The organism is Nocardiopsis sp. YSL2 (genome assembly GCF_030555055.1).
Lineage (GTDB): Bacteria > Actinomycetota > Actinomycetes > Streptosporangiales > Streptosporangiaceae > Nocardiopsis.
In genome coordinates this window covers 1,314,643-1,339,470 of sequence record NZ_JAMOAO010000001.1, presented here as the reverse complement: position 1 = coordinate 1,339,470, position 24,828 = coordinate 1,314,643, and the positions used below count along the sequence as shown (strand labels likewise).

Sequence of the window (24,828 nt, the reverse complement as noted above, 5' to 3'; positions counted from 1 at the left end):
TGCCCTCCCCGAAAGGGTGCGAGGAGTCAATTAGCACACGATTCGTAATGCCTTCGATATCGAATGGAAGTTGACCTGTTCGCGGTCTCCGAGGTATTCACCATCGATTTGGAAAGCTCTCGGATGGCTCGACGTGATGGTGATCGTCTGCTGGTCGTGCCAGGTCAGGTAGCCGTCGCCCCGCGCGGGAAGCCCTTTCGGGAAGAACATCTGGGACAGAATCCAGCCCGTCAGGGCGTGCGACGACTGGGTCAGCGCGAAAGCGTCCAGCCCCAGCTCGAAACGTGAGGACGGCGTCGGCTGGAGTGGCAGGGCGCCCGCATACGTCCACGGGGTGGTGTTGGTGACGAGAGCGAAATACACCCCTTCCTGGGTCCTTCCGGGCGTGGCCACGGTGAGTGACGGATCCTGGATATCCCCTTGGAAGAAGAGCTTCACGGCCACTTCCGCGTACAGGGCGGGAGTGGCCCTGCGCCCGTTCGAGCGCTCGTGTTCCACCTGTTGGACGACGTCGGCGTCCCAGCCGAACCCCGCGCTGAACGTGAAATAGCGGTCGTCCTGGTCGCTGGTGATCCGCCCCAGGTTGATCTCGCGTTCGCGGCCCTCGCGGACGGCCTCCAGCACCACGCCGGTGGCCTCGACGGGGTCGCCGGGCACGCCCAGGGAGCGGATGAAGACGTTGGCGCTGCCGCCGGGGATGACCGCGTACCGGGGTCGTTTGAGCTCGTCGGGGGCCGACAGCAGCCCGTTGACGACCTCGTTGACCGTCCCGTCGCCACCCAGGCTGAGAACCAGTTCGAAGCCGTTGCCGGCCGCCTCGCGGGCGAGCTCTCCGGCGTGGTCGCGGTAGCGGGTCTCCGCCACGGTGACGTCCAGTTCGGACGTCAGGGCGCCCAGGATCACCTCGCGTGTCCGCGAGGTGGTCGTGGTCGCCTGGGGGTTCACGATGAATAGGGCGCGCACTCGATCAGTGTAGGTCTCCCGGGGGCGGCGCGTGCGGGGCAGCGGCGCGTGCGGCCGGGGCGGCGCGGGCCGACGCGGAACATGCCCTAGTCTCGACAGGTGTCCTCGCGTCCAGTCACCATCGTCATCGCCGCAGCGCTGGAGGCCCTGATCGGGCTCGCCGCCGGTGCGGGCGGCCTCTACAGCTTCGTCATCGCGGTCTCCGGCCGGGCCGCCGACCTGACGTCGGCCCTTCCGCTGGCCGTCCTGGGGCTGGGGGTCGGCGCGCTGCTCGTGTACGTCGCCCGGGGCCTGTGGCAGATGCGCGACTGGGCCCGAACGCCCGTCTTCGTCACCCAGATCTTCCTCGGGGTGGTGGCGTACTACATGTTCACCAGCGGGCAGTACGCCCTCGGCGCGGTCCTCGCCGTGGTCGCGGTGGGCGCGGCCGCGGCGGTGCTCTCACCGCCGACGACCGCGGCGCTGTTCCCCCACGACTCGGGGAAGTAGCACCGCGGCCGTCCGTGGCACCCGCGTGCGGGGCGGTGGACCCGCCCGTACATCAGTCGTCCGTGGTCAGGGCCTGGCGCAGCTGCGCCAGGGTGCGGGCCAGCAGACGTGAGACGTGCATCTGGGAGATGCCCAGCTCCTGGGCGATCTGCGACTGGGTCATGTTGCCGAAGAAGCGCAGCAACAGGATCCGCTTCTCCCGTGGCGGCAGTTGTTCCAGGAGCGGTTTCAGCGACTCGCGGTACTCCACGCCCTCCAGGGACTCGTCCACGATGCCGAGCGAGTCGGCCACCGCCGGCGCGTCCTCGTCCCCGCTGTCGGGCGCGTCCAGCGAGACCGTCGAGTAGGCGTTGGCGGACTCCAGGCCCTCCAGCACCTCCTCCTCGGTCATCTGCAGGTGGGCGGCCAGTTCCGCGACCGTGGGAGAACGGCCCTCCCGTTGTGACAGGTCGCTCACCGCCTTGGTGAGCGAGAGCTTGAGCTCCTGTAGACGGCGGGGCACCCGCACCGCCCAGCCCTTGTCACGGAAGTGGCGCTTGATCTCTCCGACGATCGTCGGAGTGGCGTACGTGGAGAACTCGACGCCGCGCTCCAGGTCGAAGCGGTCGATGGACTTGATCAGCCCGATCGTCGCCACCTGGGTGAGGTCGTCCAGCCACTCGCCGCGGTTGCGGAACCTGCGGGCCAGATACTCCACCAAGGGCAGGTGGAGTTCGACGAGCTCGTCACGGATCCGGCGCCGTTCGGCCGAGTCGGCGTCGAGTTCGTTCAGGCGCTCGAACAACTGTCTCGCGCGGGCCCGGTCGGGCACCGCGTGCTCGGTCTTCGCTGTCAGAGCGGGCCCCCTTTCGCTCACGCCGACTCCAGGGTGCCGCGGCGCTTGTACAGGACGATGTAGACGCTGTCGTCCGGACCGACCCCCGCGTCGACGTCTCCCGCGAGTGCGGACAGAACGGTCCAGGCGAAGGTGTCGCGGGCGGGAAGGCGTCCGTCGGCGGTGTGGACCGAGACGGAGATGCGCATCCCCTCAGGGGTGAGTTCAAATTCCGTGGTCAGTTCTGTGCCGGGCAGCGCCTGGGCGAGGAGCATCGCGCACGCCTCGTCGACCCCGATCCTCAGGTCCTCGATCTCGTCGAGGGTGAAGTCGAGGCGTGCGGCCAGTCCCGCCGTCGCCGTCCGCAGCACGGACAGATACGCGCTGTCCGCGGGCATGTTGACGGTGACAGCGTCCCGGACGCCGATGGCGTCGGCCGTGGGCACAGCGGTTTCTTCGGTCACGTCCCTCCTTCGGGGGGCGAGGTTGCCGCTTGACTGCAATGTATCTCGTTTCACCCCCGTGCTGACGCAGGGAGACGAGATCGTGTCCACATCATCCCCGATCGGACGAGACGGACGGGGCTCCTCAGCCCGTTCCGGAGCCCAGCGCGGCGAGTGCGGCGCCGTCCAGGCGACGGTCCGTCCACTCGTCCAGAGCGGTGGAGCCGAGCGAGTCGTAGAACCTGATCGCGGACTCGTTCCAGTCGAGCACGGCCCACTCCAGCCGGGGATAGCCGCGTTCGACGCACAGCGCCGCGAGCTCCCTGAGCAGGGCCAGGCCGTAGCCGTGGCCGCGCAGGTGCGGGTGGACGAACAGGTCCTCCAGGTGGATGCCGCGCTTGCCGGTCCACGTGGAGAAGGTGTGGAACCACAGCGCGAACCCGGCGTGTTGGACGGAGCCGTCCCCGCCGGTGTGCTCCGCGATGTGGCAGAACGCGGCGGGCTCCGGTCCGAACAGCGCCGCGCGGATGTCGTCCTCCGTGGCGGTGACCGACTCCGGCTCCTTCTCGTACTCCGCCAGGTCCCCGATCATCCGGAAGATGGCGGGGACGTCGTCGGGTCGGGCAGGACGGATCATCGGATCACCTCGGTCGCGGGGAGCGGACCGTCCCAGGATATGCGGCGGCCGGGCGCGCTTCAGGCGGGCCGGTGGGCGACCATCCGCTCGACCAGTCCGAAGAACAGCCGGTCGTGGTGGCCGACCGCGAAACCGGCCTCCAGCGCCAGCTCCCTGGGCAGGCCGCGCGGGTGCTCGCGCCGGCGTTCGATCCACCGCAGGGGGAACCGGGTGTACTCGATGTGGTCCACCATCAGCAGCCGGCCGCCCGGTACCAGGACCCGGTACATCTCCGCGAGGGCGCGGCGCTGGTCGGGGATCGCGCACATCGACAGGGTGCACAGCACGGTGTCGAAGGAGCCGTCGTCGAAGGGCAGGCTCTCGGCGTCGGCCTCCACCAGGGTGACGTGGCGGCCGAGTTCCTCGGCCCGCAGCCGGGTCCTGGCCAGCATCTCCGGGCTGAGGTCGATGCCGGTCAGCTCCACGCCCGGCGGGTAGTACTCCAGGTTGCGCCCGGTTCCGACGGCCACTTCGAGGGTGCGCCCCCGGGCACCCGAGCACAGCAGCTCACGGCTGCTCCGGAGCGCCACGCGCTCGGTGGGGCCCCAGCGGTCGCACGCGGCCGCTCGCCGGTCCCACAGTTTTCGCGTCTCTTCGGTTCGCGCGTCCATCGTCACTCCCTGAGGCGGGCCCACGCTCCGACTCTGGTACCAGTGCGACACGAGGTCAAGGGGGCCGCGCGTGTCGGCCGCAACGGGCCACGGACCGCCACCGCGCGTCGGGCCCCGCACTCCGGGGGAGTGCGGGGCCCGTGCCCGCGTGGGTCCGAGCGGGTCCTCAGAGGACCTTGGACAGGAACGCGCGGGTGCGCTCGTGCTGGGGGTCGCCGAGCACGTCGGCGGGCACGCCGCTCTCCACGACCATGCCGTCGTCCATGAACACCAGGGAGTCACCGACCTCGCGGGCGAAGCCCATCTCGTGGGTGACGACCACCATCGTCATGCCCCCCTCGGCGAGGTCGCGCATGACGTCCAGGACCTCCCCGACCAGTTCCGGGTCCAGGGCGCTGGTGGGCTCGTCGAAGAGCATCAGCGACGGCTCCATGGCCAGCGCGCGGGCGATGGCCACGCGCTGCTGCTGGCCGCCGGAGAGCTGCTCGGGGTAGGCGTCGGCCTTGTCCGGCAGGCCCACCCGTGCGAGCAGTTCCCGGCCCAGAGCGGTGGCCTCGGCCCTGGGCTTCTTCTTGACCTGCACGGGCGCCTCGATGACGTTGCCGAGCACGGTCAGGTGCGGGAACAGGTTGAAGCGCTGGAACACCATGCCGATGTCGCTGCGCTGCAGCGCGATCTCGGTGTCCCGCAGCTCGTACAGGCGCCCGCGCTTCTGCCGGTACCCCATCAGCTCGCCGTTGACCCACAGGCGCCCGGAGGACAGCTTCTCCAGGTGGTTGACGCAGCGCAGGAAGGTGGACTTCCCGGATCCGGACGGGCCGATGATGCACATGACCTCGCCGCGCCTGACCTCCAGGTCGATGCCCTTGAGGACCTCCAGACGGCCGAAGCTCTTGTGCACGTCCTCGGCCACGACGAGGGCGTCGGCGGGCAGCGCGGTGCCCTCGGCGGTCTCCACGACCGGCTCGTTGGTCTGCGACATCAGTGCGTACCTCCGACGATGCGGTCCCGGACACCGCGTTCGCTCCGGCTGAACCGGCGTTCGATGAAGTACTGGCCGACCATCAGGACACTCGTGATCGCCAGGTACCACAGGCAGGCCGCGACCAGCATCGGGAAGATCTGGTAGCTACGGGTGCCGACGGCCTGCAGCTGGTAGAACAGCTCGATCGTCACCGGGACGTAGGCGAGCAGGGCCGTGTCCTTGAGCATCGCGATGGTCTCGTTGCCCGTCGGCGGGATGACCACGCGCATCGCCTGGGGCAGGGTGATCCGGCTCAGCACCTTGGACCGGCTCATGCCCAGGGCCTGGGCCGCCTCGGTCTGGCCCTTGTCCACCGACTGCAGGCCCGCGCGGATGATCTCCGCCATGTAGGCGCCCTCGGACAGCGACAGGGCGAGCAGGCCCGCCGTGTAGCCGCTCAGCAGGGTGCGGGCGTCGATCTCGAAGAAGCGGGCGTCGCCCTCCAGGCCGAGCACCGGCATCCAGTAGTTGTCGAACGGCAGGCCGATGGCGACGGTCGAGTACAGGATGGCCAGGTTGCCGAAGAGCACCGCCAGCACCAGGCGGGGCACCCCCCGGAAGAACCAGGTGTACAGCCAGGAGACCGTCACCAGGACGGGGTTGCCCGACAACCGCATGATCGCCAGGAGCACGCCCAGGACCACACCGATGACCATCGACAGCACGGTCGCGCTCAGGGTGATCCACACACCGCGCACGACCGGCGGCGAGAACATGTTGTCCCACATGAACGGCCAGTTGAACGCGTCGTTCGTGAACAGCATGTGCACGAACATGGCCGCGAGGACCAGGATGGCCCCGGCGGCCACCCACCGCTCGGGGTAGCGGACGGGGACGGCGGTGATGGGATCGGCCGACCGGCCCGGGGACGGGGTCGCCGCCCCCGGGCCGCCCGACGGCTCCTTCGGTGATGACAAGGGTCAGACCTTCGCTCGTGGTGGTTCCGGCTCTGCTACTCCTCGACGGAGGGGTTGACCTCGGCGCCCTCGATCGCACCGCCGCTGATGCCCCACTCGTCCAGGATCTCCTGGTAGGTGCCGTCCTCGATGATGGAGTCGAACGCCGCGGCCAGCGCCTCGGCCATCTCCGTGTCGTCCTTGTGCGTGACGATGCCGTACGGCGCCGCGTCGTACTGCTCGCCGACGAACTCCAGAACGCCCTCGCCGGTCTGGTCCAGGGCGTAGGCGGAGGTCGGCATGTCGGCGAGCGAGGCGTCGTTCAGGCCGGAGACGACGGTCTCGGTGGCCTGGGGCTGGCTCTGGAACTTCTCGATCGTGATCGGGTCCTCACCCGCCTCGACGCAGGCGTCGTTGCGCGCCTCGATGTCGTCGTCGTGGGTCGTGCCCGACTGGACGGCCACGCGCAGGCCGCAGGGGTTCTCCGGGTCGACGCCCTCGGGGTTGCCCGCCTGGACGAACCACTGGGTGCCGGAGGAGAAGTAGCCGACCATGTTCACGGCCTCCATCCGCTCCTCCGTGACGGTGAAGGAGGAGGAACCGAGGTCGTAGGTGCCGGTGTCGACGCCGATGATGATGGAGTCGAAGTTGGCCGAGACCCATTCCGACTCCAGGTCCAGCTTGGCGAGGGCGGCGTCGAGCAGGTCGACGTTGAAGCCCAGGACCGTCTCGCCGTCCTCGTCGAGGAACTCACCGGGCGGGTACTCCGACTCCACGCCGATGCTGACGGTGCCGGCCTCGCGGATGTCCTCGGGCACCATGGCCGCGAGCTCCTCGTCGGCGGACACCTCGGGAGCCTCGGGCGCCTCGGAGGCGGTCTCGTCCTCTCCGCCGCCACAGGCGGAGAGGGTGAGCACGCCGGCGGCGGCCAGGGCCGCGAGTGACGTGCGATGCGACAGTGGCGTGTGCGTGGCCATGGTCAGGGTCTCCTTCTAGCGCACGGCGTGCCCGATGAACAGTCAGCAGACAGGCCGCATGTCGATCATCGGCACCGCTCAGGACATTATGTGTCAAACCATCTTGTACCGGTGACATCACATCGTCCCGACCCGCGATGCTCCTCGGGTCACCGTTGTGAGAGGATTGCGTAACGGGTCATCCCCGTGAGAGGCGGCCGCGCAGCACTCGCATAAGAGTCAGGCGAAGACTGTCCCCCTCCGGCGACACATCCGGTCATGGCCGACCGGCGCCGGGGAGGGCTCCCCTAGCACCCACACGTCATCGCGCGCGAACCGCTCCATCGTTCAGTCCGCCCCGTCATGGCCGACGCGGGCGTACACGCAGACCGAGGGGTTTGAGAAGTGACCACCGATTCGCGTTCTTCGGGTACCCAGAACACCTACGCCCATCTGGATGAGGACCCCGCCTTCGCCCTGCACCGGGGCGGCAAGCTGCAGGTGACCTCCACCGTCGACGTCAGCGACCACGAGGGCCTGGCCCTGGCCTACACGCCGGGTGTCGCCCGCGTGTGCGACGCCATCGCCGAGACCCCCGAGCTCGTCGAGACCCACACCTGGAAGAGCAACCTGGTCGCCGTCGTCACCGACGGCACCGCGGTGCTCGGCCTGGGGGACATCGGCCCCGAGGCGTCCCTGCCGGTCATGGAGGGCAAGTCGCTGCTGTTCAAGCAGTTCGGCGGCGTCGACTCCGTGCCCATCGCGCTGGCCTGCACCGACGTCGACGACATCGTCGAGACCGTCGTCCGGATGGCCCCGTCCTTCGGCGGGATCAACCTGGAGGACATCGCCGCGCCGCGCTGCTTCGAGATCGAGCGCAAGCTGCGCGAGCGCCTGGACATCCCCGTCTTCCACGACGACCAGCACGGCACCGCGATCGTGACGGTCGCCGCCCTGCACAACGCCGCGCGCCTGACCGGGCGCACCCTGGGCGACCTGCGCGCCGTGGTGTCCGGTGCAGGCGCCGCGGGCGTCGCCGTCACCAAGATGCTGCTCGACGGCGGCATCGGCGACATCGCGGTGGCCGACTCCAAGGGCATGATCTACCAGGGCCGCGAGGGCCTGACGCCGGTCAAGCAGGAACTGGCCGACATCAGCAACAAGGCCGGAGTGCGCGGCTCCATCGAGAGCGCGCTGGTCGGCGCCGACGTGTTCATCGGCCTGTCCGCGGGCGAGGTGCCCGAGACGGTCGTGGCCACCATGGCCGACGACGCGATCATCTTCGCGATGGCCAACCCCAACCCGGAGGTGCACCCCGACGTCGCCCGCAAGTACGCGAGCGTCGTCGCCACGGGGCGCAGCGACTTCCCGAACCAGATCAACAACGTGCTGGCCTTCCCCGGTGTGTTCCGGGGCGCCTTCGACGCGGGGGCCACGGACATCACCGAGAACATGAAGCTGGCCGCCGCCACCGCGCTGGCCGCTCTCGTGGGTGACGACCTCACCGCCGACTACGTCATCCCGAGCTCCTTCGACGAGCGGGTGGCCCCGGCCGTCGCCAACGCGATCGCCGAGCAGGCCCGCAAGGACGGCGTCGCCCGCCGCTGACCCGGCAACGACCCAGCACGGAGCGGGCCCGGCGCGACACGCGCCGGGCCCGCTTGCCGTCCCGCCTCGATTCGCTGCCTGTCGCGTGTGCATTTCGGTAGCCGTGCTTCACATCCTCTGACCGTCCGACGGCGCCCCCACGCACGGAGAGGCCCGGAGTGCGCGCCCCCGCGGCACCTCCGGGCCTGTCCGTGCGTGGGTCCTACCTGTCGTTCCTGTCCTCGCCGGGTCGTTCGGGGTCGTCGACCGCCTCGCTCCACGGGTCACCTGACCCGCCGGCCGGCGGCATCGGTGTGGCCTCCGGCGCCTCGGTGCCCCGGTCCCCCTTGCCGGTGTCCGACGGTGTGTCGGCCTCCGGCGCGGGAGCGGGCGCGGGTGTCTCGGTGGCGGACGCGGACGGCGCGTCGCTCGGGGCGGCGTCGCGGTCCTCCTTCGAGTCCTCGCGGGGCGGGCCCCAGTGGCGCATGTCCCTGCGGATCACCTCGATGGTGTCGTCGAGGATGCGCCGCAGGTCGCGCGCCGCGGCCTCGCCCACGTGCCCGGCCTCACGGGTGACGTCGCGGACGCGCTCACTGAAGTCGCGCAGCGCCTGGTCGAACTCCGGGGCGCCCGGGCGCTCGGAGTCGCCCCGGCCCCACACGGCGCCGAACGCGCCGAAGCCCTGCGCGAAGCGCTCCCACTCGCGGGCCCACGGGCTGCCCTCGGGTCCGCAGCGGCCCCGTTCGCCGTCCGTGCCCCGCTCGGACCCCTCCCCACCGGCCTCCCCGGAGGAGGTGGACGCGTCGGCCGACGCGGTCTCCTGCTCGGTCCGGTCCTGGTCGGACCGCTGTCCGGCGGGCTCGGACTCGGGTCGGCGCGTGCCGCCGGCGCCGAACTTCAGCTCCTCGCGCAGGGAGCTGATGGTGGCGCGCACGTCCTGCTTGACCGCGCGCGCGATGTCGCGCACGGAGTCGGTGATCTCGCGCTCCAGGTCGTCCAGGTCGCCGCTGCGCTCGCGCAGCTCGGCGCGCCCCTTGTCGGTGAGGCTGTAGACCTTGCGGCCGCCCTCCTCGGTGTGGGTGACCAGCCCTTCCTCCTCCAGCCGGGCCAGGCGGGGATAGATGGTGCCGGGTGAGGGCGAGTACACGCCCAGGAAGCGGTCGCGCAGCAGACTGATGATCTCGTAGCCGTGGCGCGGGCTCTCGTCCAGCAGTTTGAGCAGGTACAGCCGGAGTCTGCCGTGGCCGAAGATGGTGCTCATTCAGGCTCCCTCGGGGATCGCCGCGGGCGCCTCGGGTGCGCGGCGCAGCAGCGCGGTACGGGCGGACACGGTGGTGGTCGTGATGGTCGCGGGGTCGACGCCCACGCCGATCTTCCCGCTGAGGTGGCTGCGGGCGGGCGCGCTGCGCCGGTCCAGGCCGAAGTCGGACTCCAGCTTGCCCTTGACCGAGCGCATCTCGACCGTCGCGGACGTCTCGGCGGGTACCCGCAGGGCGATCTCACCGGAGACCGAGTTCAGGCGGACCCGACCGGACGGGGCGAGGTCGGTGTCGGCGAGGACCTGGCCGGAGGCGGTCTTGGCGTTGAAGTCGGACAGCCGTCCTCCCGCCACGGCGAGCTGGCCGCTGACGCTGTTGAAGTTCAGGCTGCCCCGCGGACCGCGCACGGACACGTTGCTGGAGGCCGTGGTCACCTCGGTCTCGCCGGACACCTCGTCCAGGGTGATCTCACCGGACGCGGTCTTGATGTTCGTGCGGGAGTGGAGCCCCGCGGCGACGACGGGCGCGCTGACCGTGGAGACCTCGACCGGGCAGTCCGCCGGGATCCGCAGGTTGACGGTGGCCTTGCGGCCGCCCATGCCCTTGTAGCTGTTGAGCTGTATGGGCCGGAGCCGTTCGAGGAGTCCCTGCCCGGTGAGGTCCTCGTAGTGGATGGTGAGGATGCCCGCCTCCTGGGTGACCAGGACGGGCTCGCCGACGATGTCGGTCACCTCGAAGGTGACCGGGTCGTCGGTGGGGAGGATGTTGACGTGACCGCCGATGATCCGGACGCGCAGCGCGACGATGCCGTCCAGGGTCTGTGTCATCGGCTGGTCGATGGTCCAACGTGCCATCGTGCACCCTTTCGCTCGCTCGATGTCTTCACGATATGTCGCGAGTGAGGGTAACTCAAGATATGTCGCGGCTTTCCGGGGGTGTTTCAGGGGCGGCTCCGGGTTCTCCCGGACCGGGAAGCAGCGAACCCCCGGACGGGTGTCCGGGGGTTCGCGTGGTTTTGGGGGTGTGAGGCCCTCATCGGGCGGGGCCTACACCGCGGATCGCACTCCGGCGAGGAGAGCGGTCCACTCGGCGCGGGGGACCGTCAGGTGCCCGGCGTCCCGGTTCTGCGTGTCGCGGACGTCCGCGCCACCTGCGTGCTCGCGGACCTCAACACACGCTCCACTGTTGGGGCTGTAGGTGCTCTTGTGCCAGTCGGGCGGGCAGGTCACAACAACTCCTTGAGGGCGCTCAGCGACATTGTGGGGGGCATCGCCAACGATAGCGCGTCCCTGACAAGTTCCTGCGCGCGTGCCACGACCGACGAGGCATGGACAACTGACCCTTCAAGGTGGTCCGACGTAACGACCTTCCGGCCGTCCGCCAGCGTGAACACCATCATCGGTCCGGGGATGCCCACGAGGCCGGTTCCTTCTCCCTCAGGTATCAGGTGCAACCTCACGCGCTCCGGTAGGGACAGGAGGTGCTCGACCTGTGCGACCGCGACTTCTCGGGGGACGCCTGTCAGGGCAGCCATGGAGAACACCGCCCATACCTCGGCGGACAGATGAGACAGGCGCTCCGAGCGGAGTTGCGCAACCCGCGCGACGTCAGTGACCTTCCTTCCGGCTCGGTACACCATCTCGGCGTATCCGGGGCACCACAAGAGACCGGGGACCCCCAGCGGCGACACCAGGTCGATGCGGATCGCTTCGCCGTAGCGCTCACGCGACCCGCATACGGGCACGGGCCGCAGGTGCGGGGCACCCCTGACCTGCGGTTCAATGGGACGCTGATACTGAATTCAGACAAATCAGTCAGGAGATCCCCCGTGCATCCCCCAGGGCCCGTCTCCTACTCACAGGAGCCGATCCCCATCGGCGTGCCGGACGACCGGCCTCCGGTCATGCCGCGCCGGCTCAGAGTCCTCCGCGTCTTCTTCGGTCTGTGGGTCGGCTACGGCGTCCTTTGTCTCGGAGTGCTCGTGTTCGCCGCTATCGGCGTGTTCCTCGCGCCGCCTCCGGCCGGTGGGGATCCGACAGAGGGGCTCCTCCCCTTTGAGCACGTGTTCCTGCCGGTCACCGGGGTCGTCACTGCGGTGGGGTACGCCGGCGCGGCGGCTCAGCTCGGCAAGGGAGGTCCGGTCGCACGCCGGTGGGCGTTCGGCGCACTCGGGGTCGACGTGGTCACGTCCCTGATGCTTGCTGCCGTCATCGTGGTGACGGGAGGGCTCGAATTCGCCGTGGGCGCGGTCCTGGGCGTCCTGCTGATGCCGGGGGTCTTCCTCCTGCTGCTGCTCACCCGGGCCAGCCGGGAGTGGTTCCGCGCCAGCGCCTGAGGCACCCCGCGCAGACGGAAGGGCCCGGGTCGCGTTCGCGACCCGGGCCCTTCCGTCAGGTGATGCCTACTCCTCGTCCTCGTCGTCCAGCCGCGCCAGCCACGTGGCCAGCCGGTCGACGGGCGTCTCGAACTCGGGGTGCACGTCGGTGAAGGTCCGCAGCTGCTCGGCGAGCCAGCCGAAGCTGACCTCCTCCTCGCCGCGGCGCTTCTCCAGTTCCTCGATTCCGCGATCGGTGTAGTACATCGGCTAGTCCGCCGGCGGGAAGACCGTGTCCACCAGCGCGCGCTGCTCGGCCTCGTGGCGTTTGGCCGAACCGGCCGCGGGTGCGGAACCGGCCGGACGCGAGATCCGGGTGAACGGACGGTCGAGCTGCTCGGAGAAGACCAGCGCGACGAACGGCCACGGGCCCATGTTCGCCGGCTCCTCCTGCACCCACAGGACCTCGCCCGCGTTCGGGAAGGCCTTGAGCTGCTCGCGGATCTCCTCGATCGGCAGCGGGTAGAGCCGCTCCGTCCGGATGATGGCGGTGTGCTTGTCACCGCTGTTGCGGCGCGCCTCGTCCAGGTCGTAGTAGACCTTGCCCGAGCACAGCACCACGCGGCGGACCTTGTCCGGCGCGATCGAGTCGTCCGTGATCAGCGGCTGGAAGTGGCCCGTCGTGAAGTCCTCGGCCGCCGAGGTGGCCGCCTTCAGGCGCAGGAGCTTCTTCGGCGTGAAGATGATCAGCGGACGCTCCAGCGGCGACTTCGCCTGCCAGCGCAGCAGGTGGAAGTAGCTCGCCGGGGTGGTCGGCATCGCGACGGTCATGTTCTCCTGCGCGCACTGCTGCAGGAACCGCTCGATGCGGGCCGACGAGTGGTCCGGCCCCTGGCCCTCGTAGCCGTGCGGAAGCAGCAGGGTCACGCTGGAGCGCTGGCCCCACTTCTGCTCGCCCGCGCTGATGTACTCGTCGATGATGGTCTGCGCGCCGTTGACGAAGTCACCGAACTGCGCCTCCCACATGACCAGCGCCTCGGGGCGGGTCAGCGAGTAGCCGTACTCGAAGCCCAGCGCCGCGTACTCGCTCAGCAGGGAGTCGTGCACGTGGAACCGGGTCGTGCCCGAGTCGAACTGCTTGAGCGGAGTGTGGTTCTCGCCGGTCTCGCGGTCCATGAGCGTCGCGTGCCGCTGGCCGAACGTTCCGCGGCGGCTGTCCTGGCCGACCAGCCGCACGGGGTGGTCGTCGAGCAGCAGCGACCCGAAGGCCAGCAGCTCACCGGTCGCCCAGTCGATGGAGTCGTCCTGGACGGTCTGCGCCCTGCGGGAGAGCTGCGGGGCCAGCCGCGGGTGCGGCTTGAAGCCCTCCGGCAGCGACACCTGGGTGTCGATGACCCGCTTGACCGTCTCGGTGCTGATGGCGGTCTCGACCTTGGAATGGTCCAGGCGGCCCTCGGTGAACACCTCGGGCTTGATGACCGAGCCGGCCTCGATCGGCTTCTTCTCGACCTCGCGGGTCTCGGTGAAGGCGCGTTCCAGTTCGCTCTGGTAGTCGCGCAGCGCCGACTCGGCCTCCTCCACCGTGATGTCGCCGCGGCCGATGAGGGCCTCGGTGAACAGCTTGCGGGTGGAGCGCTTGGCGTCGATGACGTCGTACATCAGCGGCTGGGTGAACGCGGGGTTGTCGCCCTCGTTGTGACCGCGCCGCCGGTAGCAGACCATGTCGATGACGACGTCCTTGTTGAACGCCTGACGGTAGGCGAAGGCCAGGTGCGCGACCCGGACCACGGCCTCGGGGTCGTCCCCGTTGACGTGGAAGATCGGCGCCTGCACCATCCGCGCGACGTCGGTGGCGTACACGCTGGAACGGCTGTCGGACGGCGAGGTGGTGAAGCCCACCTGGTTGTTGACGATGACGTGCACCGTGCCGCCGGTCCGGTAGCCGCGCAGCTGGGACAGGTTCAGCGTCTCGGCGACCACGCCCTGGCCGGCGAACGCGGCGTCGCCGTGGATCAGGATCGGCAGGACCGTGAAGCCGTGCGGGCCCTTGTTGAGCAGGTCCTGCTTGGCGCGGACGATGCCCTCGGCCACCGGGTCGACCGTCTCCAGGTGGGAGGGGTTGGCCGCCAGCGAGATGTGGATCTGGTCGCCGTCGTGCGACTCGAAGGTGCCCTCGGTGCCCAGGTGGTACTTCACGTCGCCGGAGCCGTGCGCGCTGCGGGGGTCGAGGTTGCCCTCGAACTCACCGAAGATCTGCCCGTAGGACTTGCCGCAGATGTTGGCGAGCACGTTGAGCCGGCCGCGGTGGGCCATGCCGATGACGGCCTCGTCCAGCCCGGACTTGGCGGCCCGGGAGATCACGCCGTCCAGCAGCGGGATCAGGGACTCGCCGCCCTCCAGCGAGAAGCGCTTCTGACCGACGTACTTGGTCTGCAGGAAGGTCTCGAAGGCCTCGGCGCTGTTGAGCCGGTGCAGGATGTGCAGCTGCTCGTCGCGGTCGAGCTTCTCGTGCTCGCGCTCGACGTGCGCCTGGATCCACTCCCGCTCCTCCGGGCTCTGGATGTGCATGTACTCGATACCCACCGTGCGGCAGTAGGTGTCGCGCAGCACGCCCAGGATGTCCCGGAGCTTCATGACCTGCTTGCCGCCGAACCCGCCGGTCGGGAAGGAGCGGTCCAGGTCCCACAGGGTGAGCCCGTGCTCCAGCACGTCCAGGTCGGGGTGGCGGCGCTGCTCGTGGTCGAGCGGGTTGGTGTCGGCCATGAGGTGGCCGCGCACGCGGTAGGCGTGGATCAGCTCCTGGACCCTGGTGGTCTTGTCGAGCTGGGTGGCCGTGTTGACGCGGATGTCCTGGACCCAGCGCACCGGCTCGTAGGGGATGCGCAGCGAACGGAAGATCTCGTCGTAGAAACCGTCGTCGCCGAGCAGCAGCTGGTGGATCCGCTTGAGGAACTCACCGGACTGCGCGCCCTGGATGATGCGGTGGTCGTAGGTGGACGTCAGCGTCATGACCTTGCTGATGCCCAGGTCGGCCAGGGTGTCCTGGCTGGCTCCCTGGAACTCGGCCGGGTACTCCATGGCACCCACGCCCAGGATGGTGCCCTGCCCGGGCATCAGCCGCGGCACGGAGTGCACGGTGCCGATGCCGCCCGGGTTGGTCAGGCTGATCGTGGTGCCCTGGAAGTCCGTCACGCCCAGCTTGTTGTTGCGGGCCTTGCGGACCAGGTCCTCGTAGCCGCTCCAGAACTCCGTGAAGTCCATCTCGTCGGAGCCCTTGATGGAGGGCACGACCAGCTGACGGGAGCCGTCGGGCTTCTGGAGGTCGATCGCCAGGCCGAAGTTCACGTGTTCGGGCTTGGCGACACCGGGCTTGCCGTCGACCTCCACGTAGGAGTGGTTCATCTCGGGCATGGACTTCAGGGCCTTGACCATGGCAAAGCCGATGAGGTGGGTGAAGGAGACCTTCCCACCGCGCCCGCGCCGGAGATGGTTGTTGATGACGATGCGGTTGTCGAACAGCAGCTTCACCGGCACCGCACGCACGCTCGTCGCGGTCGGCAGGGTCAGGCTCGACTCCATGTTGGTCGCGGTCCGCGCGGTCGCTCCGCGCAGACGCTCCTGCTTGACCTCGAGAGACTCGTCCTTCTTGGGTGCCGGGGCCGCGGCGGACTTCTTCTGTGCCGGTGCGGCGGGGGCCTTGGGGGTCTTCTCGGCCTGCGCCTTCGCAGGGCCCCCACCCCTTCCGCTGGCCGTTTCCGCGGGCTTGTAGTCCGCGAAGAAGTTCCACCAAGCCTTGTCAACCGAATTCGGGTCGGTGAGGTACTTCTGGTAAAGGTCCTCGACCAACCACTCGTTCGGGCCGAAATCTGTCAGGGGTTGAGACGCCTCAGACGACACGGCGGAGATCGCCCACTTCCGCAGCTCGCTTGTGAATGTGTAGGAAGACGGGTGGCTGCTGGCAAGGCGGGCTCAAGAAGAATCGGGAGCGTCCCCACGCCAGTGGGGAGCATCTGACCTGGCCAGCACTCGTCGGGTACCAGGCTACTTGTACCGGCCTCCTGCGGGGGAACGCGAGGGTTGTTGAAACTAGGAGATAGCTAACAATCTTTCACAGAGCCGTTGCCTCTGCGTGTGGATGCCCTTGCCCAGTGTATCTATCATGTCGCGTTTGTGCTGATTCCTGAGGGTTCCGACGTGTGAAAAAGATGGCCGCCCCCGGCCACGGGGAGTGTGGTGCGGAACACGTGGAACCGCTCGGGTGCGTGCGGCGTCGGAACGTGTGTGCGAGGCCGGGCAGGACGGCCGGGTCCCCCTCCGCGAGATCCAGCGGGGATGGAGGAGGGCCCGGGCCCGGCCTTCAGCGCACACCCCCGTCCGGCCGCCTCCGGCTGCGTCGCCGCCTCGGGCGCGTCGCACTCCGACGGGCCCCGCTCGCCTCTCCGATCACGGCGGCCCCCGGGTGAGCGGCCCGATCGCGCCCTTTCTCTCCCGAACGGGCCCGGACGGTGCGGAAACGCCGGTCGCGGCCACCGCGGGCGGGCGTATCTGTGTCCTCTCCCGGGTTTTCCCACACCTGAAGCTTCCTCATGTCTACGATCGCGATACGAACGCTGCACACACGGGGAGTGACATCGCCATGAGGGGGCTTGGGGAACTCGAAGCGGCCATCATGGACGCTCTGTGGCGGTCGGAGACACCGCTGTCGGTCCGACGGGTGCGCGAGACCATGGTCTACGACCGCGAGATCGCCTACACGACCGTCATGACCGTCGCCAACATCCTCTTCCACAAGGGCCTGGTGGACCGCAGGAAGTCCGGCCGCGCCTGGGTGTACTGGGCGAAGGAGAGCCACGCCGAGTACACCGCCCGGATGATGGACGAGGTGCTCAACGCCGGCCCCGACCCCGGCGCGACCCTGCGCAGCTTCGTGGAGCGCTTCAGCGACGAGGACGTGGCCCGCTTCCACCGCGTGCTGGACCAGGCGCGGGACGGGCGCGGGATCGCCCGCTGAGGGTCACCGGCGCCGCAGGGCGCGCACGCTCGGCGCGCACAGTGCGGCCAGGATTGCCGTCAGCGTCAGGCACGCCAACAGCACGATCGAGCGCCCCGGGCCCACCGACGCCGCCAGCAGGGTGACCGCGACCCGGCCCACGGGCATCGCGACGAACGACCCCAGGGCGTCGTAGGAGTACACGCGGGAGAGCTTCCCGGCCGGGATGTTCTCCTGGACCGACACCTCCCACGCCACGCTGAACTGCTCGACGGCCACGCCCGCGAGGAACATCGCCGCGAACAGCAGCGGCAGGGTCGCGAACCCGGTCAGCAGGGCCAGCGCCAGGAGAACCTGGGAGGCGGCCGCGGCCGCGCACCCGCCCCGCAGTACGAGCGAGCGTGAGACGCGGTCGGCGATCACCCCGCCCAGGAGCAGCAGGGCGACGTTGGCGACCGACCGCGCCCCCACGACCAGGCCCACGGCGGCCAGCGAACCGGTCACGTCGAGCACAGCGAAGGCCAGGGCCACGGACGCCAGCCCATTGCCCAGGAACATCAGGATCCGGCCCGCCGCCAGCGCGCGGAACGCGCCGTGCCGCAGCGGAGCCAGGACTCCGCCGCCCGTGGCCCGTCCACGGGTGGAGCCGGCGGTCAGCCGAGAACCCAGCTGCGGCCCTCCGCCGCGAGCTTGTCGACGAGCGTGGCGCTGTCGTGCTCCTTGGCGAACAGGTGCTCGGGGCGGGTGATCGGCACGATCCACAGCCAGCGCACCGGGTCGCCCTGGAAGGACAGGCCGGACGTGTCCGGCGGCCGGTGCTCGGGGCGGGTGACCAGCGCGGCGGGGTCCTCCAACAGCAGGACGGCGCCCGCGCCGCCGCGCATCGCCCGGTCCTCGGGGTTGTCCAGCCACTTGACGGTGTGCCCGGTCCCGAACCAGGTGACCGCCCGCCAGGGGAACGCGCCGATCCACCGGAAGATCCGCGCGGCGTGGTGGGCGGGCAGTGTCGTGGCCAGGGCGAGCTCCACCCGCGCGTGCTGGGCGGTGTTGGCCATGTACCGGTCCAGAGTGGGCATCCGCTGCCCGCACATCCCCACGGTGGACAGCACCGTGAACGGCCGCTCCGCCGTGGGCGGGCGCTCCGAGACCCGCAGCAGCGGGGGATGGCCGTCGGACACGTCCCAGTAGTGTCCGGCCTCGCCCACGTGCCGGTTCAGGTGGCTCAGGACCGTGCGCTGCACACTGCGCCAGGCCCCGGAGGCGCGGCGCCAGTCCCAGTAGGCCTCGGCGTGCACGACGCGGGGCCACAGCTGTCCGCGCACCGAGTCCAGCTCCCAGGCGTAGGCGCTGCGGCCGATCGCCTCGCGCGCGTACCCCGGGAGCCCGCTGTCGGCCTCGGCCCATCCGGGGATGACCGCCAGGAGGCCCTCCTCGTCGACCAGGGCGACGCCGTCGCCCTCCTCGAACCACACCGCGCGCAGGCACGAGGGGTCGAACCGCGGGCGGCCCTGCGGGTGCTTGGTGTAGGCCTCCGGCATGAGCGGGGCCTGGCCCTGGTAGAGGCCGCTCGACTCGCTGGTGCGGGGAGCGCTCTCGTGGTTGGCCAGCCAGACGGGGACGCGGATGCGCCCGCGCGCGTCGAGGAGGTAGGCGGCCGTGGTGTGGGAGTCGCATTCGACGACCACGCGACGGCTCTGATAGGGACTGATCTCGTCGAGCAGGACGTCGATCTCGGTCACCGGCCCTCCCAGACGCCGATCGTCGCCGTACCCGTCGGCGGACCAGTCCGGTCCGTCCGGACGTAGAATCGAAGGTAGTGCCCTCTCCGGCGGAGCCGCACTGCGACCGCGTATAGGTCGTATAACGACCGCCGTTCCACTCCGGGCATCGACCACCCACTTGTTACGGATGCTTATGCCCGCCGAGCTCACCTTTGTCGCCCCCCGCCGCGCCAAGCCGCCCCAGCACCTGGCCGACCTCAGCCCCGAGGAGCGCGCCGAGGTCGTCTCCGACCTGGGCGAGAAGCCGTTCCGCGCCAAGCAGCTGGCCAAGCACTACTTCGGCGGCCTGGAGTCGGACACCGGAGCGATGACCGACCTGCCCGCCGCCTCCCGGGAGCGGCTGGGCGAGGCGCTGCTGCCGACCCTGCTCACACCGGTCCGGCACATCACCTGCGACAACGGCATGACCCGCAAGACCCTGTGGAAGGCGTTCGACGGGGTGATGTTCGAGTCGGTGCTCATGCGCTACCCGGACCGCGTCACCCTGTGCATCTCCTCACAGGCGGGCTGCGGCATGAACTGCCCGTTCTGCGCCACCGGACAGGCGGGGCTCACCCGGAACCTGTCCACGGGCGAGATCGTCGACCAGGTGGTCGCCAGCGCCCGCGACCTGGCCCGCGGCGAGGTCGCCGGCGGTCCGGGGCGGATCAGCAACATCGTCTTCATGGGCATGGGCGAACCCATGGCCAACTACAAGCGGGTCCTGCAGACGGTCCGGCGGATCACCGACCCGGTGCCCGACGGCCTGGGCATCTCCCAGCGCGGCGTCACCGTGTCGACGGTCGGCCTGGTACCCGCCATCAACAAGCTCATCGACGAGAAGATGCAGGTGCGGCTGGCGATCTCGCTGCACGCGCCGGACGACGAGCTGCGCGACGAACTGGTGCCGATCAACACGCGCTGGAAGGTCGAGGAGGTCCTGGACGCCGCCTGGCGCTACGCCGGGACCACCGGCCGCCGCGTGTCCATCGAGTACGCGCTGATCAAGGACATCAACGACCAGGCCTGGCGTGCCGACCTCCTCGGTGAGCTGCTCAAGGGCCACCTGGTGCACGTCAACCTCATCCCGCTCAACCCCACCCCGGGGTCCAAGTGGACCGCCTCCCGGCCGGAGGACGAGCGCGAGTTCGTCCGGCGGCTGCAGTCCCACGGCGTCTCCGTCACGGTCCGCGACACCCGGGGCCAGGAGATCGACGGAGCCTGCGGCCAGCTCGCCGCGGCCGAGGGGTGATCGAGACCGGGCTGGCCTTCCTGGTCGCCCTGCTCGCCGGCCTGGTTCCGGTCCTCAACATCGAGCTCTATCTGGTGGGGGCCGTCGTCGCTGTGGACGACGGCGCCCTGCCGGCGATGGCCCTCGCGGCGGGACTGGGGCAGACCCTGGGCAAGCTGCCGTACTACTACGTGGGCCGGGGCACGATCTCCGCGCCCTGGTTCCGCCGCAAGGCCGTCACCCCCGGCCGCTGGGCCGCGCGTGCCGAGCGCTGGCGCGAGAAGGCGCAGGAGCGCCCGCTGTGGGGCCTGGGGCTGGTCGCCCTCAGCTCCTTCGCGAGCATTCCGCCCTTCGCCGTCATCTCGGTCCTGGCCGGGGTCGTGCGCATCGACGTCTGGCGGTTCGCCGTGATCACCTTCGTGACCCGCACGGCCCGGTTCCTCATCGTCGTCTACGCCCCCGCCTGGGGCCTGAGCCACCTGCCGGGCTGAACCCCGAACGCGCTCGACGCCTGAGCTCGGGTCGGGTCCCGCTCAGAGGGCGTGGTCGGCCAGGCGGACTGTGGCCGCGACCACCTCGGGGCCGTGCGTCAGCGCGGCGTCGTTGTGGCCGGCCCCCGCCACCTCCACCCGCTCGACCAGCCGCGGCGCGGCCGCGGCCACCGCCAGGCTCTGCCGCGGGGGGACGATGTCGTCGTCCTCCCCCAGCACGACCGAGACGGGACGGCCGATCCGACCGATGGTGTCGAGCACCGGGTAGCGGTCCCACAGCAGCGCGCGGACCGGCAGGAACGGGTAGTGGTGGGCGCCCACGTCGGCCAGTGACGTGAACGGGGAGCGCAGGAGCACGGCCGCGGGCGGGCGCTCGGCGGCCAGCGCGGTCACCACGCCCGTGCCCAGGCTCTCCCCGAAGTAGACCGTCCGCTCCGGCGGGTGCCCGCGTGCGACGAGCAGGTCGGAGGCGGCCCGGGCGTCCGCGGCCAGCCCCTCCTCGGAGGGCCGGCCGGGATTGCCCCCGTAGCCCCGGTAGTCGAACAGGAGCACGGTGAAGCCCTCGTCCGCCAGCGCGCGGGCCAGCGGGGCGCGGGTCTGCCGGTTCCCGGCGTTGCCGTTGGCCACCAGCACGGCCGTGTCCCGGTCGGCGCGGCGCGGGGGAACGAGCCAGGCGCCCAGGCCGAGTCCGTCCGACGTCCGCAGACGTACGTCCTCGGCCCCCTGGAGCACGCTCCCGGCCGGGGCCACCTCGCCTCGCGCGGGCAGGTAGACCAGTGAGCGCTGCAGGCTCCACATGCACACCCCCAGGAGCGCGACGACGATGACGGCGATGGTCGCGACGAGCACGCGGCGGCGCCCACGGCGCGCGGTCATGTCCGGACCCCCTCCCCGGGTCGGCCTCCCCGGGGTACCTCCCCCGGAGCGGACGCCCCGATGCCCGGGTGCCCGGGACGCGCACACGCGAGCGTGCCGCCGGTGCGGACCGGCGGCACGCCCCGCGCGCCCTCAGACGGTGGCCAGGTCCCGGCGGCGGAATCCGACCAGGCCGACCGCCGTCGCGGCCGCGGCCACGCCGAGCACCGCGAGGACGGGAGCCGCCTCGAACTCCTCCACCGGAAGCTGGGACACGATCCCGAACGGGCCGTAGTCCATCATCCAGTCCGGCAGGTCCAGCAGGGGACCGAAGATGGTCGCGACGAGCCCGTAGCCGAACCAGGCCCACACCAGGCCGGCCAGGCGCGGCGCGACCCCGGCGAACAGGGTGGTCAGACCGATGAACATCAGCACCACCGGCAGCTGGGCCGCGGCGGCCTCGGACGCCGTTCCCGCCCAGTCGTAGTCCCCGGTGGCCAGGCCGGCGCCGAGCCCCAGCGCGAGGCCGCCCAGGAGCGTCATCACGGTCGCGGCCAGTGCGCTGACCAGCATCGCCGAACCCATCCACCGGATCCGGCCGACCGCCGTGGACAGGATGAGCTCCGCGCGTCCGGAGGTCTCCTCCGTCCTGGTGCGGAGCACGGAGAGCACGGCGAAGGCGACCGCCGTCATCACCACGTAGACCAGCAGTAGGCCGAGGAACGCGTTGGACATGTTCTCCGCGTCCAGGCCCATCCGCGCGACCAGTTCCGGGTTCTGCTCGACCATCGCGTCGATCTCGGAGATGAGCGTGCCGAAGCTCAGCGCGAACAGGACCACCGCGACCGTCCACGCGACGATCGACGTCCGCTGCTGGCGCAGGTGCAGCGCGAACACGCCGTTGAGCAGCGGGCTCGCGTCGGCGGGGCCCGGCCGTGCGGCCACCAGCCCGGCACCGAGGTCGCGTCGGCCGGCCAGGGTGAAGGACACCGCGAACAGCACCACGATGACGAGCGCGTACAACGCCAGCGGCCACCACCGCAGGTCGTCGTACATCCGCGTCTGCTGTGCCCAGGCGAACGGCGAGAACCACGACGGGGCGCTGCCGCCGCGCTCGGCGATGTCGCCGACCACGCGCGACATGAACAGCACGCCGATCACCAGGAACGCCAGGCCACTCGCGCCGCGGGAGTGCTCCGAGACCTGGGCGCACACGGCGGCGATCGCGCCGAACGTGATCCCGGCCAGGGCCGTTCCCGCGCCGAAGGCCACCGAGTCGGCGAGCGCGAGGTCGTTGACGACGAGGCTGAGCGCGAGCAGAGCGCCGATGACCGCGTTGACGACGGCGTTGGTGGCCAGCGCCGCCGTCATCTGGGCGCTGGAGCCCACGACGTTGGCGCGCAGGAGCTCGGCGCGACCGCTCTCCTCCTCGGCCCGGGTGTGCCGGACCACGTGCAGGATGCTCATGACGGCCACGGCGACCAGCAGGCTCATGGTCATCTCGTTGGCGATCATCGCGCCGAGCCCGTAGGTGTCCAGCCCGTAGCCGGGGCCGCCGAAGACGATCCCGGCCGGGGTCTCCATGACCGCGGCGCGTCCCAGGCGCTGCTCGGGCGTCTGGAACATCTCGTCGAGCGTCGGGACGGTCATCGCCAGCATGCCGACGATGGCGGCCGTCCAGACCGTCATCCGGATGCGGTCGCGGCGCAGGATGAACCGGACCAGGTGGCCGGTTCCGGCGAACGTCCTCATTTCGCACCGGTCCCGTTCCCGGCGCCGCCGCCGTTGAGCGCGGCCAGTTCGTCGCCGTAGTGCCGCATGAACAGGTCCTCCAGTGAGGGCGGGTTGCTCACCAGGGAGCGCAGGCCCAGGCCGGAGAGCACGCGGATGGCGCCGTCCAGTTCGGTGTTGTCGACGTCGAAGGTGACGGTGCCGCCGTCCACCTCCAGTCCGTGGACTCCGGCCGTGCCGCGGAGCACGGACGGGTCGCCGTCGGTGGTGGCGCGGACGGTGGAGCGCGTCAGGTGGCGCATCTCCTCCAGCGTCCCGGACTCCACGGTCACGCCCTTGCGGATGATCGTGACCGTGTCACAGAGCTTCTCGACCTCCGCCAGGATGTGGCTGGACAGGAGAACGGACCGGCCCTGCGCCTTGGCGTCGCGGACGCACTCGGTGAAGACGGACTCCATCAGCGGGTCCAGCCCGGAGGTGGGCTCGTCCAGGATCAGCAGTTCCGCCTCCGAGGCCAGGGCCGCCACCAGGGCGACCTTCTGCCGGTTGCCCTTGGAGTAGGTGCGGGCCTTCTTGCCCGGGTCGAGCTCGAAGCGGGCCAGCAGCTCCTTCTTCCGGGCGGGGTTGACCGTGCCGTGCAGCCGCCCGAGCAGGTCGATGGCCTGGCCGCCGGTCAGGTTCGGCCACAGGGCCACGTCGCCGGGCACGTAGGCCAGGCGGCGGTGCAGTGCCACGGCGTCGGTCCACGGGTCGCCGCCCAGGACGCGGGCGGTCCCGCCGTCCGCCCTGAGCAGGCCGAGCAGGACGCGGATGGCGGTGGACTTGCCGGCGCCGTTGGGGCCGAGGAAGCCGGCGACCTGGCCGGTCTCGACGGTGAGGTCGAGGCCGTCGAGGGCCTTGAAGCGGCCGAAGTACTTGTCGAGTCCGCGGACGTCGATGGCGGGAGATGGCATGGGATTCCTTCGCGTGACAGGAGGTGGCCGTGCTCTGGCCTCTGGACCGTTCAGCGCGATTCCTCCGGCGGGTCGCTGACGTACAGCAGGTAGGCGTCGAGCATCGTGCGCTCGGTGAGCAGGCCCTCGGTGTAGATCTCCAGTGAGGGGAGGACGAGTTCCCGCTTCCAGCGCCTGAGCAGCTCCCGGAAGTCGGTGTCCGGTCCGCCGCCGTGCAGAGTGAAGAGCATCGTCACCGCACCCATGCCGTTGGCGGCCAGCCAGCGTGCCCGTGCCTTCGGGTCACGGCTGGGGCGGATGGTGCCCGCCTCCTCGCCCTTGGCCAGGTACTCCTCCATGTCCTCGACCATGTGGTCGAACAGGGCGGCGGCCATCGGACCGCCGCTCTGGAGCGAGCGGAGCACGTAGCCGAGCAGGTCGGAGTACTCCTCGGTCTCGGCCATCTGCTGCAGGAAGGTCTGCTGCTCGTGCGCGGTGAGCGCCTCGGTCTTGACCTCGCGGATGGCCTGGCGGACGTACTCGTCGCAGGCTTCGCGCAGGCCGGCCTTGGACCCGAAGTGGTGCAGGACCAGACCGGGGGAGACCCCGGCGCGGTCGGCGATGGCCCGGACGGTGACGTCGAAGCCGCGTTGGCCGAAGTACTCGACGGCCGCGTCGCGGATGCGTGCGCGCGCGGTGAGGTCCTCGTCCCGGTCGGGAGCGCGCCTCGGTGTTGAACCCATGTTCAATAGGTTAAACACTCGTTCAGCTTCTTGACAAGTCGGTCAGCGGGTGCGGCCGTGGGC

General features: G+C 70.3%; 26 protein-coding genes. 6 read left to right on the top strand and 20 right to left on the bottom strand.

What is annotated here, in order from left to right:
- Positions 1–30: 30 nt before the first annotated feature.
- Complete coding sequence (locus M1P99_RS05765) at positions 31–963, bottom strand: diacylglycerol kinase family protein (RefSeq protein WP_304451636.1); 933 nt, start codon at positions 961–963, stop codon at positions 31–33.
- A gap of 99 nt (positions 964–1,062) precedes the next feature.
- On the opposite strand from M1P99_RS05765, the gene M1P99_RS05760 reads away from it, so the two are divergent.
- Positions 1,063–1,452, top strand: a complete 390-nt coding sequence (locus M1P99_RS05760; protein ID WP_304451635.1) for a hypothetical protein — start codon at positions 1,063–1,065, stop codon at positions 1,450–1,452.
- A gap of 52 nt (positions 1,453–1,504) precedes the next feature.
- On the opposite strand, the gene M1P99_RS05755 is transcribed toward M1P99_RS05760, so the two are convergent.
- The 7 genes from M1P99_RS05755 to M1P99_RS05725 all read right to left on the bottom strand — a co-directional run bounded on the left by M1P99_RS05755 (position 1,505) and on the right by M1P99_RS05725 (position 6,893).
- Positions 1,505–2,263 (bottom strand): RNA polymerase sigma factor SigF, encoded by a 759-nt coding sequence (locus M1P99_RS05755; RefSeq protein WP_082376087.1) that lies wholly within the window; start codon positions 2,261–2,263, stop codon positions 1,505–1,507.
- A gap of 41 nt (positions 2,264–2,304) precedes the next feature.
- Positions 2,305–2,730, bottom strand: coding sequence for an anti-sigma factor (locus M1P99_RS05750; protein WP_053615522.1), 426 nt, complete (start codon positions 2,728–2,730; stop codon positions 2,305–2,307).
- A gap of 124 nt (positions 2,731–2,854) precedes the next feature.
- Positions 2,855–3,346, bottom strand: a complete 492-nt coding sequence (locus tag M1P99_RS05745) for a GNAT family N-acetyltransferase (RefSeq protein ID WP_304451634.1) — start codon at positions 3,344–3,346, stop codon at positions 2,855–2,857.
- A gap of 59 nt (positions 3,347–3,405) precedes the next feature.
- Positions 3,406–3,996: a class I SAM-dependent methyltransferase gene (locus M1P99_RS05740; RefSeq protein ID WP_304451633.1), complete on the bottom strand. Its 591-nt coding sequence runs from the start codon at positions 3,994–3,996 to the stop codon at positions 3,406–3,408.
- 166 nt (positions 3,997–4,162) lie between these two features.
- Positions 4,163–4,978 (bottom strand): amino acid ABC transporter ATP-binding protein, encoded by an 816-nt coding sequence (locus tag M1P99_RS05735; protein WP_304451632.1) that lies wholly within the window; start codon positions 4,976–4,978, stop codon positions 4,163–4,165.
- Positions 4,978–5,937, bottom strand: coding sequence for an amino acid ABC transporter permease (locus tag M1P99_RS05730; protein ID WP_304451631.1), 960 nt, complete (start codon positions 5,935–5,937; stop codon positions 4,978–4,980). Before M1P99_RS05730 ends, M1P99_RS05735 begins: the two co-directional genes overlap by 1 nt.
- 35 nt (positions 5,938–5,972) lie before the next feature.
- Complete coding sequence (locus M1P99_RS05725; RefSeq protein ID WP_304451630.1) at positions 5,973–6,893, bottom strand: ABC transporter substrate-binding protein; 921 nt, start codon at positions 6,891–6,893, stop codon at positions 5,973–5,975.
- Between the two features lie 384 nt (positions 6,894–7,277).
- On the opposite strand from M1P99_RS05725, the gene M1P99_RS05720 reads away from it, so the two are divergent.
- Positions 7,278–8,480: an NADP-dependent malic enzyme gene (locus M1P99_RS05720; RefSeq protein WP_304451629.1), complete on the top strand. Its 1,203-nt coding sequence runs from the start codon at positions 7,278–7,280 to the stop codon at positions 8,478–8,480.
- Between the two features lie 202 nt (positions 8,481–8,682).
- Here the strand turns inward: M1P99_RS05720 and M1P99_RS05715 are convergent, their stop codons facing one another.
- From M1P99_RS05715 to M1P99_RS05700, 4 genes are all read right to left on the bottom strand, one after another.
- The gene (locus tag M1P99_RS05715; protein WP_304451628.1) at positions 8,683–9,720 is read right to left on the bottom strand and encodes a PadR family transcriptional regulator; all 1,038 of its coding nucleotides are present in this window, start codon (positions 9,718–9,720) and stop codon (positions 8,683–8,685) included.
- Positions 9,721–10,572 carry a DUF4097 family beta strand repeat-containing protein gene (locus tag M1P99_RS05710; RefSeq protein ID WP_304451627.1) on the bottom strand — a complete coding sequence of 284 codons (852 nt, stop codon included), beginning with the start codon at positions 10,570–10,572 and terminating at the stop codon, positions 9,721–9,723.
- Between the two features lie 192 nt (positions 10,573–10,764).
- Entirely contained in the window at positions 10,765–10,947 is a 183-nt protein-coding gene (locus tag M1P99_RS05705) for a DUF397 domain-containing protein (RefSeq protein ID WP_304451626.1), read from the bottom strand.
- Entirely contained in the window at positions 10,944–11,462 is a 519-nt protein-coding gene (locus M1P99_RS05700) for a Scr1 family TA system antitoxin-like transcriptional regulator (RefSeq protein WP_304451625.1), read from the bottom strand. Before M1P99_RS05700 ends, M1P99_RS05705 begins: the two co-directional genes overlap by 4 nt.
- Positions 11,463–11,546: 84 nt before the next feature.
- On the opposite strand from M1P99_RS05700, the gene M1P99_RS05695 reads away from it, so the two are divergent.
- Positions 11,547–12,053, top strand: coding sequence for a hypothetical protein (locus M1P99_RS05695; RefSeq protein ID WP_304451624.1), 507 nt, complete (start codon positions 11,547–11,549; stop codon positions 12,051–12,053).
- 66 nt (positions 12,054–12,119) lie between these two features.
- On the opposite strand, the gene M1P99_RS05690 is transcribed toward M1P99_RS05695, so the two are convergent.
- Positions 12,120–12,299 (bottom strand): DUF6104 family protein, encoded by a 180-nt coding sequence (locus M1P99_RS05690; protein ID WP_121180506.1) that lies wholly within the window; start codon positions 12,297–12,299, stop codon positions 12,120–12,122.
- Positions 12,300–12,302: 3 nt separating this feature from the next.
- Positions 12,303–15,929, bottom strand: coding sequence for a multifunctional oxoglutarate decarboxylase/oxoglutarate dehydrogenase thiamine pyrophosphate-binding subunit/dihydrolipoyllysine-residue succinyltransferase subunit (locus M1P99_RS05685; RefSeq protein WP_304451623.1), 3,627 nt, complete (start codon positions 15,927–15,929; stop codon positions 12,303–12,305).
- Between the two features lie 739 nt (positions 15,930–16,668).
- On the opposite strand from M1P99_RS05685, the gene M1P99_RS05680 reads away from it, so the two are divergent.
- A complete protein-coding gene (locus tag M1P99_RS05680; RefSeq protein ID WP_304451622.1) occupies positions 16,669–17,043 on the top strand; it encodes a BlaI/MecI/CopY family transcriptional regulator in 375 nt (124 codons plus the stop codon).
- Positions 17,044–17,046: 3 nt separating this feature from the next.
- Here M1P99_RS05680 and M1P99_RS05675 read toward each other — a convergent pair whose 3' ends face one another.
- Both M1P99_RS05675 and M1P99_RS05670 read right to left on the bottom strand, forming a co-directional pair.
- A complete protein-coding gene (locus M1P99_RS05675) occupies positions 17,047–17,634 on the bottom strand; it encodes an MFS transporter (protein WP_304455588.1) in 588 nt (195 codons plus the stop codon).
- A gap of 41 nt (positions 17,635–17,675) precedes the next feature.
- Positions 17,676–18,761, bottom strand: a complete 1,086-nt coding sequence (locus tag M1P99_RS05670; protein ID WP_304451621.1) for a suppressor of fused domain protein — start codon at positions 18,759–18,761, stop codon at positions 17,676–17,678.
- A gap of 175 nt (positions 18,762–18,936) precedes the next feature.
- On the opposite strand from M1P99_RS05670, the gene rlmN reads away from it, so the two are divergent.
- Both rlmN and M1P99_RS05660 read left to right on the top strand, forming a co-directional pair.
- The gene (rlmN, locus tag M1P99_RS05665; RefSeq protein ID WP_304455587.1) at positions 18,937–20,034 is read left to right on the top strand and encodes a 23S rRNA (adenine(2503)-C(2))-methyltransferase RlmN; all 1,098 of its coding nucleotides are present in this window, start codon (positions 18,937–18,939) and stop codon (positions 20,032–20,034) included.
- Entirely contained in the window at positions 20,031–20,504 is a 474-nt protein-coding gene (locus M1P99_RS05660; RefSeq protein WP_304451620.1) for a VTT domain-containing protein, read from the top strand. Before rlmN ends, M1P99_RS05660 begins: the two co-directional genes overlap by 4 nt.
- A 42-nt stretch (positions 20,505–20,546) precedes the next feature.
- Here M1P99_RS05660 and M1P99_RS05655 read toward each other — a convergent pair whose 3' ends face one another.
- The 4 genes from M1P99_RS05655 to M1P99_RS05640 form a co-directional block, all read right to left on the bottom strand.
- On the bottom strand, positions 20,547–21,380 hold the full coding sequence (locus M1P99_RS05655; RefSeq protein WP_304451619.1) for an alpha/beta hydrolase: 834 nt from the start codon (positions 21,378–21,380) through the stop codon (positions 20,547–20,549).
- Positions 21,381–21,512: 132 nt separating this feature from the next.
- Positions 21,513–23,111 (bottom strand): ABC transporter permease, encoded by a 1,599-nt coding sequence (locus tag M1P99_RS05650; RefSeq protein ID WP_304451618.1) that lies wholly within the window; start codon positions 23,109–23,111, stop codon positions 21,513–21,515.
- On the bottom strand, positions 23,108–24,043 hold the full coding sequence (locus M1P99_RS05645; protein ID WP_304451617.1) for an ABC transporter ATP-binding protein: 936 nt from the start codon (positions 24,041–24,043) through the stop codon (positions 23,108–23,110). Before M1P99_RS05645 ends, M1P99_RS05650 begins: the two co-directional genes overlap by 4 nt.
- A gap of 50 nt (positions 24,044–24,093) precedes the next feature.
- The gene (locus tag M1P99_RS05640; protein ID WP_304451616.1) at positions 24,094–24,765 is read right to left on the bottom strand and encodes a TetR/AcrR family transcriptional regulator; all 672 of its coding nucleotides are present in this window, start codon (positions 24,763–24,765) and stop codon (positions 24,094–24,096) included.
- Positions 24,766–24,828: the final 63 nt, after the last annotated feature.

Bases quoted from the DNA above. Each gene is read 5' to 3' on its own strand.
- M1P99_RS05745 (WP_304451634.1), bottom strand. From the start codon at position 3,346: ATGATCCGTCCTGCCCGACCCGACGACGTCCCCGCCATCTTCCGGATG.
- M1P99_RS05740 (WP_304451633.1), bottom strand. From the start codon at position 3,996: ATGGACGCGCGAACCGAAGAGACGCGAAAACTGTGGGACCGGCGAGCG.
- M1P99_RS05735 (WP_304451632.1), bottom strand. From the start codon at position 4,978: ATGTCGCAGACCAACGAGCCGGTCGTGGAGACCGCCGAGGGCACCGCG.
- M1P99_RS05725 (WP_304451630.1), bottom strand. From the start codon at position 6,893: ATGGCCACGCACACGCCACTGTCGCATCGCACGTCACTCGCGGCCCTG.
- M1P99_RS05715 (WP_304451628.1), bottom strand. From the start codon at position 9,720: ATGAGCACCATCTTCGGCCACGGCAGACTCCGGCTGTACCTGCTCAAA.
- M1P99_RS05710 (WP_304451627.1), bottom strand. From the start codon at position 10,572: ATGGCACGTTGGACCATCGACCAGCCGATGACACAGACCCTGGACGGC.
- M1P99_RS05690 (WP_121180506.1), bottom strand. From the start codon at position 12,299: ATGTACTACACCGATCGCGGAATCGAGGAACTGGAGAAGCGCCGCGGC.
- M1P99_RS05680 (WP_304451622.1), top strand. From the start codon at position 16,669: ATGAGGGGGCTTGGGGAACTCGAAGCGGCCATCATGGACGCTCTGTGG.
- rlmN (WP_304455587.1), top strand. From the start codon at position 18,937: ATGCCCGCCGAGCTCACCTTTGTCGCCCCCCGCCGCGCCAAGCCGCCC.
- M1P99_RS05655 (WP_304451619.1), bottom strand. From the start codon at position 21,380: ATGACCGCGCGCCGTGGGCGCCGCCGCGTGCTCGTCGCGACCATCGCC.
- M1P99_RS05650 (WP_304451618.1), bottom strand. From the start codon at position 23,111: ATGAGGACGTTCGCCGGAACCGGCCACCTGGTCCGGTTCATCCTGCGC.
- M1P99_RS05645 (WP_304451617.1), bottom strand. From the start codon at position 24,043: ATGCCATCTCCCGCCATCGACGTCCGCGGACTCGACAAGTACTTCGGC.
- M1P99_RS05640 (WP_304451616.1), bottom strand. From the start codon at position 24,765: ATGGGTTCAACACCGAGGCGCGCTCCCGACCGGGACGAGGACCTCACC.